The organism is Streptomyces sp. DG2A-72, assembly GCF_030499575.1.
GTDB lineage: Bacteria > Actinomycetota > Actinomycetes > Streptomycetales > Streptomycetaceae > Streptomyces.
In genome coordinates this window covers 56,686-76,020 of the sequence record NZ_JASTLC010000003.1, presented here as the reverse complement: position 1 = coordinate 76,020, position 19,335 = coordinate 56,686, and the positions used below count along the sequence as shown (strand labels likewise).

General features: G+C 74.0%; 2 protein-coding genes. Both read right to left on the bottom strand.

What is annotated here, in order from left to right; all coding sequences use genetic code 11:
- Positions 1 to 8: 8 nt before the first annotated feature.
- Complete coding sequence (locus tag QQY66_RS49545) at positions 9 to 5,414, bottom strand: type I polyketide synthase (RefSeq protein ID WP_301987918.1); 5,406 nt, start codon at positions 5,412 to 5,414, stop codon at positions 9 to 11.
- Positions 5,415 to 5,603: 189 nt separating this feature from the next.
- Positions 5,604 to 19,301 carry a type I polyketide synthase gene (locus tag QQY66_RS49540; protein ID WP_301988017.1) on the bottom strand — a complete coding sequence of 4,566 codons (13,698 nt, stop codon included), beginning with the start codon at positions 19,299 to 19,301 and terminating at the stop codon, positions 5,604 to 5,606.
- Positions 19,302 to 19,335 lie beyond the last annotated feature (34 nt).

Sequence of the window (19,335 nt, the reverse complement as noted above, 5' to 3'; positions counted from 1 at the left end):
GGGGCGGATCAGTGGCCGAAGGAGCCGAGTTCGTTGTCGATGAAGCTGAAGATCTCGTCCACCGACGCCGAGGCGAGCGCCTCGGCCGCGTCGGCGCCGTCCTCGGCGCCCGCTGCGCCCGCCGCGGCCAACTCCACGCGCCCGATCAGGGCGCGCAGCCGCGAGGAGACAGCGGTGGACCAGGCCTCGGCGTCGCCGTCGAGGGCCGGTACGAGGCCCTCGAGCTGGTCGAGCGCGGTGAGGAAGACCTCCTGGGAATCGGGCTCCTGTGGGGTGAGCCGCTCCCGCAGATAGCTGGTGAGGGACGCGGGGTTGGGGTGGTCGAAGACCAGCGTTGTCGGCAGCCGCAGGCCGGTCACGGTGCCGAGCCGGTTGCGCAGCTCGACGGCGGTCAGCGAGTCGAAGCCCAGCTCCTGGAAGGCGCGTTCGGGCTCGATGCCGTCGGGGTCGGTGCGCCCGAGCACGGCCGCCACGTCCGTGCGGACCAGCGAGAAGAGCAGCTGCTCCTGCTCCCGCTCGGTCAACTCGGCGAGCCGCTCCGGCAGTTGGGCGGCGGCGGGGGTGTGGGGAGCGGCGGACTTGGCGATCCGGCGGCCGCCCGCACCGGCCAGGTCGCTCAGCGGCGCCGGGATCCGGGCCTGGGACCGCACCGCGGCCAGGTCCACCGGCATGGCGACCAGAGCGGCCCGGTCGTCGGCCGTGGCCCGGTCGAACAGGGCCCGGCCCTCGGCCCGGGTGAGCGGTGTGAAGCCGCCCAGGGCAAGCCGGTTGAGGTCCTTCTCGTCGAGGCGCGCGTTGATCCCGCCCTGCTCCCACACGCCCCAGGCGAGCGAGGAGGCGGGCAGGCCGAGGGTGCGGCGGTGCGCGGCGAGCGCGTCGAGGAACGCGTTGGCGGCCGCGTAGTTGGCCTGCCCCGGCGCGCCGAGCACGCCCACCGCGGAGGAGAACAGCACGAACGCCGACAGGTTCTCCTCGCGGGTCAGCTCGTGCAGATGCCAGGCCGCGTCGGCCTTGGGCCGCAGGACGGCGTCGAACTGCTCCTCGCGCAGTCCCCGGGCCAGGCCGTTGTCGAGGACGCCTGCCGTGTGCACGACGGCGGTCAGGGGGTGCTCGGCGGGGATGGCGGCCAGGACGGCGGCGAGCGCATCCCGGTCGCCCGCGTCACAGGCCGCGAACACCGCCTCGGCGCCGAGGCCGCGCAGCTCCGCCGCCAAGTCGGCCGCGCCGTCGGCCTGTTCACCGCGGCGGGAGAGCAGCAGCAGCCGCCTGGCGCCGTGCTCGGCGGCCAGATGGCGGGCGAACTCGGCGCCCAGCGCGCCCGTGCCGCCGGTGATCAGTATGGTGCCGTCGCCGCCCCAGGCCGGCACCGGGCCGTCCTCGGTGGCCGAGACCCGCTTCAGGCGCGGCACGAGCACGGCGTCGCCGCGCACCGCGGCCTGCGGCTCGCCGCCGGTGACCACGGACGCCAACGACCGCATGGCGGCCACGGCGTCGGTGTCGGCGTCGGCGATGACAAACCGGTCAGGGGCCTCGGACTGCACCGAGCGCAGCAGACCCCACACGGCGGCACCGGCCAGATCCGTGACATCCTCCTGCGGGCCCGCGGCGACCGCGCCCGAGGTCACCACGACCAGCGGCGTCCCTTCAAGCCGGTCGTCGCCGAGCCATTCGCGTACGACGTCGAGAGCGCGCCCGGTCGCGGCGCGCACGGCCGTGTCCGGGGCGCCGGGTGTGGCGGGCCAGGGCAGCAGGACGGCGTCGACGGGCCGCCCGGAGGCGAGCGCCTCGGCGACGGCGCCGATGTCCTCGTAGCGGTCCTCGCCCGTCTCGCCGGGAGCGATCACCGCCCACGCGGGCTGCTCGCACCGCTCCGGCAGCGACGCCGGCACCCAGGCCAGCTCGAACAGCGCGTCCCGGCCCGCGCACTGCGCGGCGGCGAACCTCTCGGCGGGGAACTCGCGGTATGTCACGGAGTCCACGGTGGCGATCAACCCGCCGGACACATCGGCCAGTTGGAGTGCCACGGTGTCCTTGCCGAGCGGGGTGGTGCGGGCCTCGACGGCCGTGGCGCCGGTGGCGTGCAGCCGGATGCCCCTCCAGCGGGCGGGCACCTTCACTCCGTCCGCGCCCGGTCCGGCGGTGAAGCCCGGCAGGGCCGCGTCGAGGAGCACCGGGTGCAGGCCGTAGGTGCCGGCCTCCGCCTGCAGCTCTGCGGGCAGCCGGGCCTCGGTGCGCTCGCCGCCCTCGCCGCCCGCCTGCGCGGCGGCCGGGGGTGCGGGCGTACCGCCGAGGTAGCTGCCCTCGGCGTGCAGCGTCCACTCCGCCTCCGGGTCGTCGGGCCTGGCCGACACCGAAAGCCGGCGGCTGCCGTCGTCGGCGGGCGCGTCGGCCCTCAACTGGACCTGTACGGCGCCCTCTTCGGGCAGCACCAGCGGGGTCAGCAGATCGAGCTCCGCGACCGTGGACCGGCCGATCAGATCCCCGGCCCGCACCGCCAGCTCCACCAGCGCGGCCGGCGCAAGGACCGCACGGCCCAGCACCTGGTGGTCGGCGAGCTGCGGGTGGGTGCGCAGCGACACCCGGCTGGTGAACACGGTCTGTCCGGTGCCGGCCACCGTGATGGGGAAGCCGAGCAGCGGATGCCCCTCCGCACCCCACTCCAGGGCACCGGACTTGGCGGGCAGCTGGTCCAGCCAGTAGCGCTGGTGCTGGAAGGCGTACGTGGGCAGCGGCACCCGGCGCGCCCCGGTGGCGCCGTAGTAGGCCTGCCAGTCGACGGGCGTGCCGTGGGTGTGCAGCGCGGCCACGGCCGCGGTGGCCGTGGATGGCTCGGGCCGGTCCCGGCGAAGCAGCGGCACCGCACACGTCATGGTGGCCGTGGCCAGGGCGGTGAGCACCGGGTCGGGGCCGAGCTCGAGGGTGGTGGTGACGCCCTCGGCCTCCAGGGTGCGCAGGGCGTCGGCGAAGCGGACCGTGCCGCGCAGCTGGCGCACCCAGTAGTCGGCGGTGGTCAGATCGTCGCCCGTGGCGGCCCGGCCGGTGAGCGTGGAGACCACCGGGATACGCGGCGCGTGATACGTCAACGCGGCCGCCGCCTTGCGGAACGTGGCCAGCATCGGCTCCATGTGCGGCGAGTGGAAGGCATGGCTGACCGTGAGGCGCTTCGTCTTGCGGCCCTGTTCCTGGAGCTTGGCCGCGATGTCGTGCACGGCATGCTGGTCGCCGGAGACCACCAGGGACTGCGGCGCGTTGACCGCGGCCAGGGCCACCTCCCTCTCGCGCCCGGCGAGCAGCGGCGCCACCTCCTCCTCGGCGGCCTGCACGGCGACCATCGCGCCGCCCGGCGGCAGCGCCTGCATCAGCCGCGCCCTGGCCGTGACGAGCTTCGCCGCGTCCCCCAGGGACAGCACCCCCGCGACATGCGCCGCGGCGATCTCACCGATGGAGTGCCCGGCCAGATAGTCCGGCTTCACGCCCCAGGACTCCACGAGCCGGAACAGTGCCACCTCGACGGCGAACAGTGCCGGCTGCGTGAACCCGGTGGCGTCCAGGTCGGTGCCGCTCGCGATCACCTCGAGGACCGGGCGCTCCAGATGCGGGTCGAGCGCCGCCGCCACGGTGTCGAGTGCCTGCGCGAACACCGGGAACGCCTCGGCCAACTCCCGCCCCATACCGATGCGTTGGGCGCCCTGCCCGGTGAACAGAAACGCCGTGCGGCCACTGCCGCGGGTGCCGCGCAGCAGCGTCGGATGCGTGGTGTCCTGCGACAGGGCGCGCAGGCCCGCGAGCAGTTCGTCGCGGCTCGCGGCCGTGATCGCGGCCCGGTGGTCGAGGGCGGCCCGGCCGGTCGCGAGGGTGAACCCCACGTTGGGGCAGGCGAGTTCCTGGGACGCGTTGACATACCTGTACAGCCGCCTGGCCTGGTCGCGCAGCGCGCCCGCCGTCTTGCCCGACACCAGCCACGGCACCGCGCCCGGCAGCACGGCCGCCGGCTGCGCCTCGGGCCGCTCCGCCTCCGGGGCAGGCGCCTGGTCCTCCTCGACGACGACATGCGCGTTAGTGCCGCCGAAGCCGAAGGAGGAGACCGCGGCCCGCCGGGGGCGGCCGTCCTCGGTGGTCCACGAGCGGGCGTCGGTGAGCAGCTCGACGTCGCCCGCCTCCCAGTCGACGATCGGCGTGGGCTCGTCGACATGCAGGGTCTTGGGCAGCACGCCGTGGCGCATCGACTGGATCATCTTGATGATGCCGCCGACGCCCGCCGCGGCCTGCGCGTGCGCGATGTTGGACTTCAGGGAGCCCAGATACAGCGGCCGGCCCTCGGGTCGGCTCTTCCCGTACGTGGCGAGCAGCGCCTGTGCCTCGATCGGGTCACCGAGGCGGGTGCCGGTGCCGTGGGCCTCGACGGCGTCGATGTCCGCCGGGGTGAGTCCGGCGTCGGCCAGGGCCTGACGGATGACGCGCTCCTGCGCGGGGCCGTTGGGCGCGGTCAGGCCGTTACTCGCACCGTCCTGGTTGACGGCCGAGCCGCGGATCACCGCGAGCACGTCGTGCCCGTTCCTGCGCGCGTCCGAGAGCCGCTCCACAAGCAGCAGGCCCACGCCCTCGGCCCAGCCGGTGCCGTCCGCGGCCGCGGCGAAGGACTTGCTGCGCCCGTCGGCGGCGAGCCCGCGCAGACGGGAGAACTCGATGAACGCTATCGGCGTCGACATCACCGTCGCGCCCCCGGCCAGGGCCAGGTCGCACTCGCCGCGGCGCAGTGCGTTCGCCGCCATGTGCAGCGCCACCAGGGACGACGAGCAGGCGGTGTCCACCGACACGGCGGGCCCTTCGAGGCCGTACGTGTAGGAGAGCCGCCCGGACGCGATGGAGCCCGCGCTGCCGCTGAACAGATAGCCCTCGAAGCCCTCCGGCGGCAGATGCGGCCGCGAGCCGTAGTCGTTGTACATGACGCCCGTGAACACACCTGTGCGGCTGCTCTTGAGCGACTGCGGATCGAGGCCCGCCCGCTCGAAGGTCTCCCACGCGGTCTCCAGGAGGAGGCGCTGCTGCGGGTCCGCGGCGAGCGCCTCGCGCGGCGACATGCCGAACAGCTCCGGGTCGAACTGGTCCGCGTCGTGCAGGAACCCGCCCTCGCGGGTGTACGACGTGCCGGCCTTCTCCGGGTCGCTGTCATGGAGCCGCTCCAGGTCCCAGCCACGGTTCGCGGGGAACCCGGACACGGCGTCCGTCCCCTTGGCGACCAGGTCCCACAGCTCCTCGGGTGAGGTGACACCGCCCGGATAGCGGCAGGCCATGGACACGACGGCGATCGGCTCGCGCGCCTTGTCCTCGACCTCGCGCAGGCGGCGCTTGGCGTCGCGCGCGTCGGCGATGGCCTTCTTGAGGTAGTCGCGCAGTTGCGCCTCATCAGCCACGGTTCACTCAGCTCCCGGGAATTGGTGTGTGCGGTGTACGGGGGCGGTGTCTCGCGGACTGTGACGCGCACCGTCGTCCGTGGCACCGGCAGATCGCCCTGCGGGCTCGTCCTCAACCGCCGGACGGGCTTGATTCACGAATGGTTCGGCCACGAGACTTACGAATGGTTCGGCCACGAGTCGTTCACCTCACTCCGCCTCGTCGAGGAGCGCGAAGAGTTCCTCGTCGCTCGCCGCGTCCAGGTCCGAGTCGTCCGCGGCCTCTTGCGCGCCGCCGGTGCCCGTCGACTGGGCCGCTTCAAGCAGCTCCCGCAGCCGCGCCGTGATGCGGTCCCGCGCCTCCTGGTCGGGGGCGGCCGAACCGATCGCGGTCTCCAGGCCGTCGAGGCAGGCCAGGACGGGATCGGCCGTCGAGGTCTCCTCGATGGCCAGTTCGCCCAGCACATAGCCGGCCAGGGCCTGCGGTGAGGGGTGGTCGAAGACGAGTGTGGTGGGCAGCCGCAGACCGGTCGCACGGTTCAGCTGGTTGCGCAGCTCCACCGCGGTCAGCGAGTCGAACCCGAGCTCCTGGAATGCCCGGTCGGGCGCGATGCCGCCCGGGTCGCCGTGCCCGAGCACGGCCGCCACCTGGGCGCGTACGAGATCCGTCAGGAACCGCTCCCGGTCGCTGCCTGCGAGAGCGGCGAGCCGCTGCGCCAAGGGCTCCTCGCCCGCCGCGGCGCCCGCGGCCGCGCTGCTCGCCGTGGCCCTGCCGCGCCGCGCCACGGGCGCCAACGCCCGCAGAACGGGCGGCAGCCGGTCGCCGCGGGCGCGCAGCGCCGCCGTGTCCAGACGGCTGACCGCGAGCACGGCCTCGCCGGTGGCGGGCGCCGTGTCGAACAGGGCCATCGCGTCCCCGGTGGCGAGCGGCAGCAGCCCCAGCTGGGCCAGGCGCCGCAGATCCGTCTCGTCGAGCCCGCCGGAGATGGCGCTGGTCTCGCCCCACAGGCCCCAGGCCAGGGAGGTGCCGGGCAAGCCCTGGGCGCGACGGTGGGCGGCGAGCGCATCCAGGAAGGTGTTGCCCGCCGCATAGTTGGCCTGCCCCGCGGTGCCGACCAGGCCGGCCACCGACGAGTACAGGACGAACGCGGTCAGATCCTGGCCCTTGGTGAGCTCGTGCAGATGCCAGGCCGCGTCCACCTTGGGCCGCAGGACCTGCGCCAGCTGCTCGGTGGTGAGCTGTCCGACCGTGGTGTCGTGCAGGACGCCCGCGGTGTGCACCACCGCGCTCAGCGGATGCTCGTCGCCGATGCCCGCCAGGGCTCCGGCGAGCGACTCACGGTCCGTCACATCGCAGGCGACGACGTCGGCATGGGCGCCGAGGCCGGTCAGCTCCGTGCGCAGCTCGGCCGCGCCGGGCGCGTCCGGGCCGCGCCGGCTGAGCAAGAGCAGCCTGCGCGCGCCGTGTTCGGTGACCAGGTGGCGGGCGAGCACGGCGCCGAGGGTGCCGGTGGCGCCAGTGACCAGGACCGTGCCCGTGTCCCAGCGCGGCCCGTCCGCCCCCGTCTCCGTCCTTGTGCGGGCCAGGCGCGGCACGGACAGGGCGGTGCCGCGCACCGCGACCTGCGCCTCGCCGCTCGCGACCGCGGCGGCAAGGGCCTTGGCGGGCGCCGATGCGGTGCCGTCCGGGTCGAGGTCGACCAGGACGAGCCGGTCCGGGTTCTCCGTCTGCGCGGACCTGACCAGGCCCCACACGCCGGCGTGCACCAGGTCGGGCACGTCCTCGGCGCCGACGGCCACCGCGCCCCGGGTGACGACCACGAGCCGGGAGCCGGCTACGCGCTCGTCGTTCAGCCAGGCCTGCACCGACTCCAAGGTCCGCTGCACGGCGCGCCGGGCCCGCTCGGGCACCGGTGTGCCGTCGTCGTCGCCGTCGTACGCGGGAAGCAGCACCACCGGCGGGGCCGCGCGGCCCGCGTCCAGTGCGGCGCCGAGCGCGCCCGGGCCGGCGAACACGGTGTCGAGGCCGAGCCCCGCGGGGCCGTCGCCGAGCACCGCCCAGTCGGCCGTGTCGCCGGACCCGGCCGCCGTGCCCTGCAGCTGGGTCCAGCCGATCCGCAGCAGCCCGTCACGTGTGGCGGCCGCACCGGCCTCGCGCAGCGCCTCTTTCGACAGCGGGCGAAGCAGCAGCGACTCGGCGGCCGCGACCGGCGCGCCGGTGCCGTCGGCGACGGTGAGTTCGGCCTGCAGGGAGCCGTCCCCGGGACTTGTCAGTGCCAGGCGCACCCGCAGGGACGTGGCCCCGGTGGCGTACAGGCTCACCCCGGACCAGGCGAACGGCAGCCACGAGGTGCCGCCCTCCTCGGTGACGCCCGGGAGCAGCGGGTGCAGGGCGGCGTCCAACAGCGCCGGATGCAGGCCGAACTGCCCGGCGGACGCGCGCAGTTCATCGCCGAGGGCGACCTCGGCGAACAGCTCCCCGTCGCCCTTCCATACCCGCCGCAGGTTGCGGAACGCCGGACCGTAGCCGTAGCCGAGAGCGTCGAGCCGCTCGTAGGCGCCGTCGAGGTCCACCTCGGCGGCGCCCGGCGGCGGCCAGGCGGTGAGCCCGGTGCCCGGCGCCGCGTCGTCGACGAGCAGGCCTTCGGCGTGCGCCGTCCACGGCTCGTCCGCGCCGTCCCGCTCGGGCCTGGCGTAGACCGTGACCGGCCGCCCGCCGGCGGCGTCGGACTCGCCGACGACCACCTGCAGCTGCACCCCGCCCTCCTCGGGCAGGACGAGCGGCGCGGACAGCGTGAGGTCCACGACGTGGTCGCAGCCGACCTGTTCACCGGCCGCCAGGGCCAGCTCGAGCAGCCCGGTGGCGGGCACGAGCACCATGTCGTGCACGGCGTGGTCGACGGTCCAGGCGGGGCTGCGCCGTGAGATCCGGCCGGTCAGCAGATACGCGTCCCGGTCCGCGGTCCGCACCGCCGCGCCGAGCAGCGGATGCCCGGCCGAGACCAGGCCGAAGCCCTCGGCGTCACCCGCCGTGGCCGGACCCTCCAGCCAGTAACGCCCGTGCTGGAACGCGTAGGTGGGCAGCTCGACACGCCGGGCGCCCGGGAACAGCGCCGCGAAGTCCGCGTCCGCGCCGCGCAGGAGTGCCTGCGCCACGGCCGCCGCGAACGACCCGGGCTCGGACCGCCCGGAGCGCAGCACCGGCACGAGCAGCCCCGCCTCTTCGGTGAGGCAGTCCCGCGCCATCGCGGTCAGCACCCCGCCGGGGCCCAGTTCGATGAACTCGGTGACGTCCTGCGCCTCCAGGCAGCGGATGCCGTCGTGAAAGCGCACGGCCTCCCGGATGTGCGTCGCCCAGTAGCCGGGCGAGGCCAGCTGCTCGGCGGTGGCGAGCTCACCCGTCACGTTCGACACGACGGGGATCCGCGGCTCGTGGTACGTGAGGGCCGCGGCCACCGACCTGAACTCCTCCAGGACCTCCTCCATGTGCGGGGAGTGGAAGGCGTGGCTGACCGGCAGGCGCTTCGTCTTGCGGCCCTGCTCGCGCCAGTGCGCGGCGACCGCCTCGACCAGGCCGGCGTCGCCCGAAACCACCGTCGCCCTGGGCCCGTTGACCCCGGCGACCGCGACGGACCGCGGGTCGTACTGCGCGAGCTGCGCCCGCACCTCCTCCTCACCGGCCTGCAGCGCCACCATCGCGCCGCCCTCACGGGCCGCCTGCATCAGCCGGCCGCGCTCGGCGACAAGCATGCACGCGTCGGCCAGGTCGAGCACCCCCGCGGCGTGCGCGGCGGTGACCTCGCCGATGGAGTGGCCGAGCAGGAAGTCCGGGGTCAGACCGTGGTGCCGGGCGAGCCGGAACAGCGCGGTCTCCACCGCGAAGAGCGCGGCCTGGGTGAACACGGTCTGGTCGATCAGGGCCGCGGTTGCCGAGTCGGCTCGCGCGAACAGCACGTCCTTGAGCGGGTACGGCAGCTCACGATCCAGATGCGCGCACACCTCGTCCAGGGCCGCAGCGAATACTGACTCTGTCTCGTACAACTCCCGGCCCATGCCCAGGCGTTGGCTGCCCTGGCCGGTGAACAGGAACGCCGTGCGGCCGCGCCGGCCTGCGCCCGCCCGCACCACACCCGCGGCCTGACCGCCCTCGGCGAGGGTCCGCAGCCCATCGAGCAGCTCCGCGCGCCCCGAGCCGACGACGGCGGCGCGCTCCTCCAGGCGGGCCCGCGTGGTGGCGAGGGAGAACCCGGCGTCCACCGGCCGCAGTTCGGGCCGCTCCGTCAGGTATGCGTGCAGCCGCCGGGCCTGGGCCCGTAGCGCACCCTCGTCCTTGGCGGAGAGCAGCAGCGGCAGTACGCCGCCGTCCTCGCCCGCCGGCTCGGCTTCCGGGGCCGCGGGTTCGGCCGGCGGCTGCTCCAGTACGACATGCGCGTTGGTGCCGCTGATGCCGAACGACGACACACCCGCGCGGGCCGGCCGCCCGGTCTCGGGCCACGGCCGCTGCTCGATGAGCAGCTCCACCGCGCCCGTGTCCCAGTCGATGTGGGGCGAGGGGTTCTCGGCGTGCAGGGTCCGCGGCAGCACCCGGTGCCGCATGGCCTCAATCATCTTGATGATGCCGCCGACGCCCGCCGCGGCCTGCGCGTGCCCGATGTTGGACTTCAGGGAGCCCAGATACAGCGGCCGGTCCTCAGGCCGGTCCTGCCCATAGGTCTCCAGGAGGGCGCCCGCCTCGATGGGGTCACCGAGGCTGGTGCCGGTGCCGTGCCCCTCGGCGGCGTCCACCTCGTCGGGGCGGAGTCCGGCGGCGGCCAGGGCCTGGCGGATCACCCGCTCCTGCGCGGGGCCGTTGGGCGCGGTCAGACCGTTGCTCGCGCCGTCCTGGTTGACGGCCGTGCCACGGACGACGGCCAGGACACGGTGCCCGTTGCGGCGCGCGTCGGACAGCTTCTCCACCAGGAGCAGGCCCACGCCCTCCGCCCAGCCGGTGCCCTGGGCCTCGGCGGAGAACGAACGGCAGCGGCCGTCGGTGGACAGGCCGCGCTGCCGCGAGAACTCCACGAAGGTGTTCGGCCCCGACATCACGGTGACACCACCGGCCAGGGCGAGTTCGCACTCCCCCTGCCGCAGCGCGTTCGCCGCCAGGTGCAGCGCCACGAGCGACGACGAGCAGGCCGTGTCCACCGTCATCGAGGGGCCCTCGAGGCCGTACGTGTACGACAGGCGCCCCGACACCACGCTCGACAGGTTGCCCGCGAGCAGGAAGCCCTCGAACTCCTCGGGGCTCTTCGCGAGCCGCGACGCGTAGTCGTCGTACATGGCGCCCGCGAACACCCCGGTACGCGAGCCGCGCACCGTGGCCGGGTCGATGCCCGCGCTCTCGAAGGTCTCCCATGCCGTCTCGAGCAGCAGGCGCTGCTGCGGGTCGGTGGCCGTCGCCTCGCGCGGCGACATCCCGAAGAACGCCGGGTCGAACTGGTCGGCCTCGTGCAGGAATCCGCCGTGCCGGGTGTAGGACGTGCCGGTCTTCTCCGGGTCCGGGTCGTACAGGGAGTCCAGGTCCCAGCCACGGTTGGCCGGGAACTCGCTGATCGCGTCGGTGCCTTCGGCGACCAGGCGCCACAGGTCCTCGGGCGAGCGCACCCCGCCGGGGAACCGGCAGGCCATGCCGACGATCGCGATCGGCTCGTCCACCGCCCCTGGCCGCACCGGCGCGGGCGCCGCGGCGGGCTTCGTACCGTCCACCGCCTTGCCGTGCAGATACGTGGCGAGGGCGACGGGCGAGGGATGGTCGAACACCAGCGTCGCGGGCAGCCGCAGACCGGTCGCGGCGGTCAGCCGGTTGCGCAGCTCCACCCCGGCGAGCGAGTCGAAGCCGATGTCCTTGAAGGCCCGCTCCGGCTCGATCCGGTCCGCGCCCGCGTGCCCGAGCACCCCGGCGACGACGCCGCGCACCAACTCCAGGACGGCGCCCTGCTGTTCGTCCTCCGGCAAGGCGGCGATCCGTCCGGCCCACGCGCCGCCGTCACCGGCCGCTCCCGCGGTCCGGGCGGCGCTGCGGCGGCTGCGCACCAGGCCGCGCAGCGGCGCGGCCGGCAGCTCACCGGCCGCCCGAAGGCGGGCCAGGTCCAGCTTGGCGGGCACGGCCAGGGCCTGCTCGCCCGCCAACGCCGCGTCGAACAGGGCGAGTCCGGTGTCCGGGGCGAGCGGAGCGACACCGGCCCGGGTCCAGCGCGCCAGATGGGCCTCGCCGAGCCCGGCGCCCATGCCGTGGGTGCCGTCCCACAGGCCCCAGGCCAGGGATGTGGCGGCCAGGCCACGGGCGCGGCGGTGCGCGGCAAGGGCGTCCAAGTAGGTGTTGGCGGCCGCGTAGTTGGCCTGCCCCGCGGTGCCGTTGATGCCCGACACCGACGAGAACAGCACAAACGCCTTCAGCGGCTGCCCCTCGGTCAGTTCGTGCAGATGCCGGGCCGCGTCCGCCTTGGGCCGCATGACGGCCGTCAGCTGCTCGGCGGTCAGCGAATGCACAGTCGCGTCGTCGAGGATGCCCGCGGTGTGCACCACGCCGGTGAGTGTCAGCCCCGTAAGGACCTCGGACAGCGACTGACGGTCACTCACATCACAGGCGGTCACGGTCACATCTGTGGCCCCGAGCCCGGTGAGCTCGGCCGTCAGCGCGGCCGCACCCGGCGCCTGTGGCCCGCGGCGGCTGGTCAGGAGCAGCCGCCGGACGCCGTACTCGCGCACCAGGTGCCGGGCGAACAGCGCGCCCAGACCACCGGTGCCGCCGGTCACCAGGACCGTGCCCTCCGGGTCGAACTCGGGCGCGCCCACCGGCGCTCCGGTGGCCTCCCGGGTCAGCCGCGGCACCCGCAACTCACCGCCGCGCACCGCGATCTGCGGCTCACCGGTGGCCACGGCCGCGGCGATCAGACCCTCCGCTTCGGGGCCGCCGTCGACGTCGACGAGGACCACGCGGTCCGGGTGCTCGGACTGCACCGACCGCACCAGGCCCCACACCGGAGCCCCGGCGAGCCCCGGCACCTCGTCGCTGGACAGCACACCCACGGCACCGCTGGTGACGAACACAAGCCGGGAGCCCTCGAACCGCTCGTCGGCGAGCCACTCCTGGGTCACCGCGAGCGCCCGCTGAGCCGTGCGGTGGGTGGCGTCGAGTGTGTCACCGCCTTCGATACCGCCTTCGATCCGTACGAGCAGCGCGTCGGCGCCGTCCGGCTCGGGCAGCGCGTCCGCGCCGGCGTCGCCGAGCTCGGCGATCCGCAGCCCCGCTCCGTCCGCGGCGGCCACCACGGGCCAGTCCACGTGGAACAGCGCGTCGCCTGGACCCTGCGCCTGCGGCGCGATGCGGTCCTTGGCGACCGGGCGCAGCGTCAGCGACTCCACGACGGCGACGGGCGCACCCGCGGTGTCGAACAGGTCGAGCCGCACCGTGTCGGGGCCCGCCTCGGTGACGACGACGCGCAGCGCGCTTGCCCCGGAGGCGAGCAGCATGCCGCCGCTCCACGCGAACGGCAGCCGGATCTCCTCGGGCCGCCCGCCGTCGGCCGCCGCCAGGACGACGGGGTGCAGGACCGCGTCGAGCAGCGCCGGGTGCAGGCCGAACCGGCCTGCCTCCTCGTGCAGTTCGGCCGGAAGCGCCACTTCGGCGTACGTCCGCCCCTCGGCCCGCCAGACACCGCGCAGGCCCTGGAACGCGGGCCCGTACTCGTACCCCAGGCCCGCGAGCCGCTCGTACACCCCCTCCAGCGGGGCCGCGACCGCCTCCGCCGACGGCCACTGGCCCGGCAGCTCCGCCACGGCCGCGGACGCGGGCCCCGAGTCCAGGGCGCCGGAGGCGTGCCGCGTCCACGGCTTCGGCTCGTCGTCCCCGGTGTCGGGCCGCGCGTGCACGCTGAACGGCCGCAGGCCCGAGGCGTCCGGCGCGGTCACCACGACCTGTACACGCACGGCCCGCCCTTCGGGAATCACCAGCGGCGCCTCAAGGGTCAGATCGGCGAGCCGCCCGGCACCGGCCTGGTCCCCGGCGGCGACGGCGAGTTCGAGGAACGCCGTCGCCGGTACGAGCACCGTGCCGCTGATGCTGTGATCGGCCAGCCACGGGTGAGTGCTCAGGGAAAGCCGGCCGGTGAACACCAGCTCCTCGCGGTCCGCGAGCTCCACCGAGGTGGCGAGCAGCGGGTGCCCGGCCGGGTCGACACCGAGACTGCGGGCGTCGGTACGGTCCTCGGCCACCAGCCAGTAGTGCTCACGCTGGAAGGCATACGTCGGCAACTCGACGCGCTGCGCACCGGTCCCGTCGTAGAACCCCGCCCAGTCCACGGCCACGCCCTGCACCACGGCCCGGGCGAACCCGGCGACGGCCTCGGGCACCTCGTCGCGGCCACGGCGAAGCAGCGGCACGAAGACAGCGTCCTCGGCGGTCTGCTGCCCCAGCGCGGTCAGGACGGCGTCGGGTCCGAGTTCGAGGTAGGTGGTGACGCCTTGGGACGCCAAGTACCCGATGCCGTCGGCGAAGCGGACGGCGTCGCGGACGTGGTTCACCCAGTAGCCGGGGTCGGTGAGGCGGTCGGCGAGCTGTCCGGTGACATTCGAGACGACCGGGATCTGCGGCTCGTTGTACGTGAGCGATGCGGCCACCTCGCGGAACTCGTCGAGCATCGGTTCCATGAGCGGGGAGTGGAAGGCGTGCGAGACCTTGAGGCGGGTGGTCTTGCGGCCTTCGGCCTCGAAGTGGGCCTTGATGGTGAGGGCTTGGGTCTCGTCGCCGGAGACGACGACCGCGTTCGGCCCGTTGACGGCGGCGATCGTGACCTGGTCTGTGAGGTGGGGTGTGACTTCGTCCTCGGTGGCCTGCAGAGCCACCATCGCGCCGCCCTCGGGCAGGGACTGCATCAACCTGCCGCGTGCGGCGACCAGTTGGGCGGCGTCCGTCAGGGACAGCACTCCGGCGACGTGGGCGGCGGCTATCTCTCCGATGGAGTGTCCGGCGAGGTAGTCGGGCTTGATGCCCCATGACTCGACCAGGCGGTACAGCGCGACCTCGAGGGCGAAGAGCGCGGGCTGGGTGAACTCCGTACGGTTCAGCCTCTTCGCGTCCTCGCCCCAGATCACCTCCCGCAGGTCGCCGTCGATCTCCTCCAGTACGGCGTCGAAGGCCTCGGCGAAGACGGGATACGCGTCGTACAACTCCCGTCCCATACCGGGCCGTTGGGCCCCCTGTCCGGTGAACAGAAACGCCGTGCGGCCCGGGACCCCGACGGTTTTGGTGACCACGCCCGGCGCGGTCTCGCCCCGGCCGAGTGCCGCGAGTCCGGCGAGCAGTTCCTCGCTGCCGGACCCGGTGACCACCGCGCACTCCTCCCAGGCGGCGCGGGTGGTGGCGAGGGAGAGGCCGATGTCGGCGGGGCTCAGATCCGGCTCGGCACACACGTGGGCGTGCAGGCGCGCGGCCTGGGCGCGGAGCCCGGACGCGTCGCGGGCGGACAGGGTCCACGCGTCGCGGGCCGGGGCGCTCCGGGTACCGGCGCCGGGCTCGGCCCTGGTCCCGGCGGGCGCGTTGGGCTCGGCCTGCTCGATGACTATGTGCGCGTTGGTGCCGCTGATGCCGAAGGAGGAGACGGCCGCGCGGCGCGGGCGGCCATCGGCGGTGGGCCAGGGACGGGCCTCGGTGAGCAGCCGCACCGTGCCCGACTCCCAGTCGACGTGCCCGGTCGGCTCACTGACGTGCAGGGTCTGCGGCAGGACGCCGTTGCGCAGTGCCTGCACCATCTTGATGACGCCGCCGACACCGGCCGCCGCCTGGGCGTGCCCGATGTTCGACTTGAGGGAGCCGAGGAAGAGCGGCTGCTGCGCGTCGCGGGCGCTGCCGTACGTGGCGAGGATCGCCTCGGCCTCGATGGGGTCGCCGAGCTTTGTGCCGGTGCCGTGCGCCTCGACCGCGTCCACGTCGGCCGTGGTGAGCCGGCTGTCGGCGAGTGCCTGGCGGATGACGCGCTGCTGCGAGGGGCCGTTGGGTGCGGTGAGGCCGTTGCTCGCGCCGTCCTGGTTGACGGCCGAGCCGCGGATCACGGCGAGCACCTGGTGCCCGTTGCGGCGCGCGTCGGAGAGCTTCTCCACCAGGAGCAGGCCGACGCCCTCGGCCCAGGACGTGCCGTCCGCGTCGGCGGAGAACGGCTTGCTGCGTCCGTCGGCGGCGAGCCCGCGCTGGCGCGAGAACTCCACGAACATGCCGGGCTGCGACATCACGGTGACACCGCCCGCGAGGGCCAGGGTCGTCTCGCCCTGGCGCAGCGAACGTATCGCCATGTGCAGGGCCACGAGCGACGACGAACAGGCCGTGTCCACCGTCACCGCGGGTCCGAGGAGGCCCAGTTGGTAGGCGATCCGGCCGGACATGACGCTGTTGGTGGAGCCGGTGAGCAGATGGCCCTCGACGCTCGGCGGGCCCTCGTGCAGGCGCGGCCCATAGTCCAGGGCGGTGGCACCGACGAACACACCGGTGCGGCTGCCGTTCAGGCCGCGCGGATCGAGACCGCCCTGCTCGACGGCCTCCCATGCCGTCTCCAGGAGGAGGCGCTGCTGCGGGTCCATGGCCAGGGCCTCGCGCGGGGAGATCCCGAAGAAGCCCGCGTCGAAGAGGCCGGCGTCGTGCAGGAAGCCGCCCTCGCGCACCGAGCTCTTGCCGGAGCGCTCCGGGTCCCGGTCGTACAGGTCCTCGTCCCAGCCGCGGTCCCCGGGGAACCCGGAGATCGCGTCCCGCCCCTCGGCGACGAGGCGCCACAGGTCGTCGGGCGAGGCGACGCCGCCCGGGTAGCGGCAGGCCATGCCGACGATGGCGATCGGCTCGGCGGCGCCGTCCGTGGCACCGGCCGTGAACTCATCGGCGTCGTCCGGGCCCGCGCCGAGCAGCTCCGCGCTGATGCAGGCGACGAGCGCGGCGGGCGTCGGATGGTCGAAGAGCAGGCCGCTGGGCAGGTCGAGGCCGGTGACGGTGCCGAGCTGGTTGCGCAGCTCCACCGACATCAGCGAGTCGAAGCCCAGGTCTTTGAACGGCAGCCGGGGGTCGACGCGTTGGCCCGGCGCGTACTCCAGGACCGCCGCGATCTGCTCGGTCACCAGGTCGGTGACGGCCCGGTCGCGCTCGCTCTCGGAAAGGCCGGCGAGCCGTGCGCCCATCTCACCGCGCGGCGCGGCGACGGGAGCCGACGGCCCGCTCTCCGCCGTCGCGGGCAGCTCGGCGCGCTCGGCGCGGCTGCCGCCGATCCAGTAGTGGCTGCGCTGGAAGGCATACGTGGGCAGGGCGACGCGCTGCGCACCGGTCCCGTCGTAGAACGCCCCCCAGCCCACGTCAGTGCCCCGGACGTGCACGGAGGCGAGTGCGGTCAGCACGGCCCGCACTTCCCCGCGTCCCTTGCGCAACGCCGCCACGGCGGCGGGGCCTGGGCCCTGCACCGTGTTCCCGACCAGCGCGGTCAGGACGGCGTCGGGTCCGAGTTCGAGGTAGGTGGTGACGCCTTGGGACGCCAGGTACCCGATGCCGTCGGCGAATCGGACGGTCTTGCGGACATGGCTCACCCAGTACTCGGGGTCGGTCAGGTCGGTGGCGAGCTGTCCGGTGACATGGGAGATGACCGGGATGGTCGGCTCGCTGTAGGTGAGTGATGCGGCCACCTCGCGGAACTCGTCGAGCATGGGATCCATGAGGGGCGAGTGGAAGGCGTGGGAGACCTTCAGGCGGGTGGTTTTGCGGCCTTCGGCCTCGAAGTGGGTCTTGATGGTGAGGGCTTGGTTCTCGTCGCCGGATATGACGAGGGCGTCTGGGCCGTTGATGGCGGCGATGGTGACGGCGTCGGTGAGGTGGGGGAGGACTTCGTCCTCGGTGGCCTGCAGGGCCACCATCGCTCCGCCCTGCGGGAGGGCTTGCATCAGCTTGCCGCGTGCGGTGACTAGTCGGGCCGCATTGGGCAGGGACAGTACCCCGGCGACATGTGCGGCGGTGATTTCGCCGATGGAGTGTCCGGCGAGGTAGTCGGGCTTGATGCCCCATGACTCGACCAGGCGGTACAGCGCGACCTCGAGGGCGAAGAGCGCGGGCTGGGTGAACTCCGTACGGTTCAGCCTCTCCGCGTCCTCGCCCCAGATCACCTCCCGCAGCTCGCCTCCGATCTCGTTGAGCACGGCGTCGAAGGCCTCGGCGAAGACGGGAAAGGCGTCGTACAACTCCCGTCCCATACCGGGCCGTTGGGCCCCCTGCCCGGTGAACAGAAACGCCGTGCGGCCCTCCTGCGCGGAGCCGGTGACGACTTCCTGCGAGGGGCGGCCGGCGGCGAGGGCTTCGAGGCCGGCGAGGAGGGTCTCGCGATCACCGCCGAGGACCACAGCGCGGTCGGAGAAGGCGGTACGGGTGGTCGAAAGGGCGTGCCCAACGGCGGCCGGATCGATGGTGCCGGCGGCTACGAAGTCCCGCAGCTTGGCGGCCTGCGCGCGCAGCGCGTCGGGGCCGCGGCCGGAGACCGGCCACGGCAGTACGCCTGCGGTGGGCCGGACCTCCTCGGCAGCTGCCAGGGTCTGCGGTGCCGGAGCCTGAGTGAGCACCAGATGACAGTTCGTGCCGCCGATGCCGAACGAGCTGACGCCCGCGACGAGTTCACGGTCCGGGTGTGGCCAGCTGGTGAGCTCTTCGACGACGGACAGGCCGAGCGCGTCCAGGTCGATGGCCGGGTTCGGCGAGGTGTAGTTCAGACTCGCGGGAATCTCGCGGTGGCTCAGGCTCAGCAGGGCCTTGATCAGGCCTGTGATGCCCGCGGCGCCCTCCAGGTGGCCGACGTTCGTCTTCGCCGAGCCCACCAGGAGCCGGTCGCCGTCCTCGCGGGCCGAGCCGAGGACACCGCCGAGCGCGCCCGCCTCGATGGGGTCGCCCACCGGGGTGCCGGTGCCGTGCAGTTCGACGTACTGGACCTGGCGCGGGTCGATGCCCGCCTTGTCGTACGCCTCGCGAAGGACCTGCTGCTGAGCGTCGCCGCTGGGCACGGTCAGGCCGGGGGTGGCGCCGTCGTTGTTGACGGCGCCGGCGCGGATCACACCGTAGACGCGGTCGCCGTCCGCGACGGCCTGCGCGAGGGGCTTGAGGATGACGGCGCCGCCGCCCTCGCCGCGTACGAACCCATTGGCGTCGGCGTCGAAGGTGCGCGCCACGCCGTCGGGGGAGAGGCCGCCGAAACGCTCCTCGGTGAGGGCGGTCTCGCCCAGGATGTTGAGGTTGACGCCGGCGGCGATGGCCACGGACGACTCGCCGCTGCGCAGCGACTCGCAGGCCAGGTGCACGGCGACCAGGGAGGACGACTGGGCGGTGTCGACGGTGAGGCTCGGGCCGCGCAGCCCCAGGTGGTAGGAGACGCGGTTGGCGATGATGCCCCGGTTGACGCCCGTCATGGTGTGCTGCGTGATGGCCGCGGCGCCGTACTGGCCGATGAGGCTCTCGTAGTCGGAGCGGATCGTGCCGACGAACACCGAACCGCGGGTCTCACGCAGTGCGGCCGGCACGATCCCGGCGTCCTCCAGAGCTTCCCAGGCCAGTTCGAGAACGAGCCGCTGCTGCGGGTCCATGGCGGCCGCCTCGCGCGGCGAGATACCGAAGAACCCGGCGTCGAAGTCGCCGATGCCGTCGAGGAACCCGCCCCTGCGGACCCCGGCCTGCGCGGGCGGCTCCACGGTCTCCCAGCGCTCGGAGGGTACGTCGGTGACGGCGTCCGCCCCCCTGCGCAGGAGGTTCCAGAAAGCTCCTGGGTCGGGTGCCATCGGAAGCCGGCAGGACATTCCGATGACAGCGACGGCCTTTTCCTCCGCACGCGGACCCTGGTTCTCCGCGGAACTGCCCTTACTCGTCATCACGCTCGGCTGTCCTTTCCTTGCCGAATTCTCA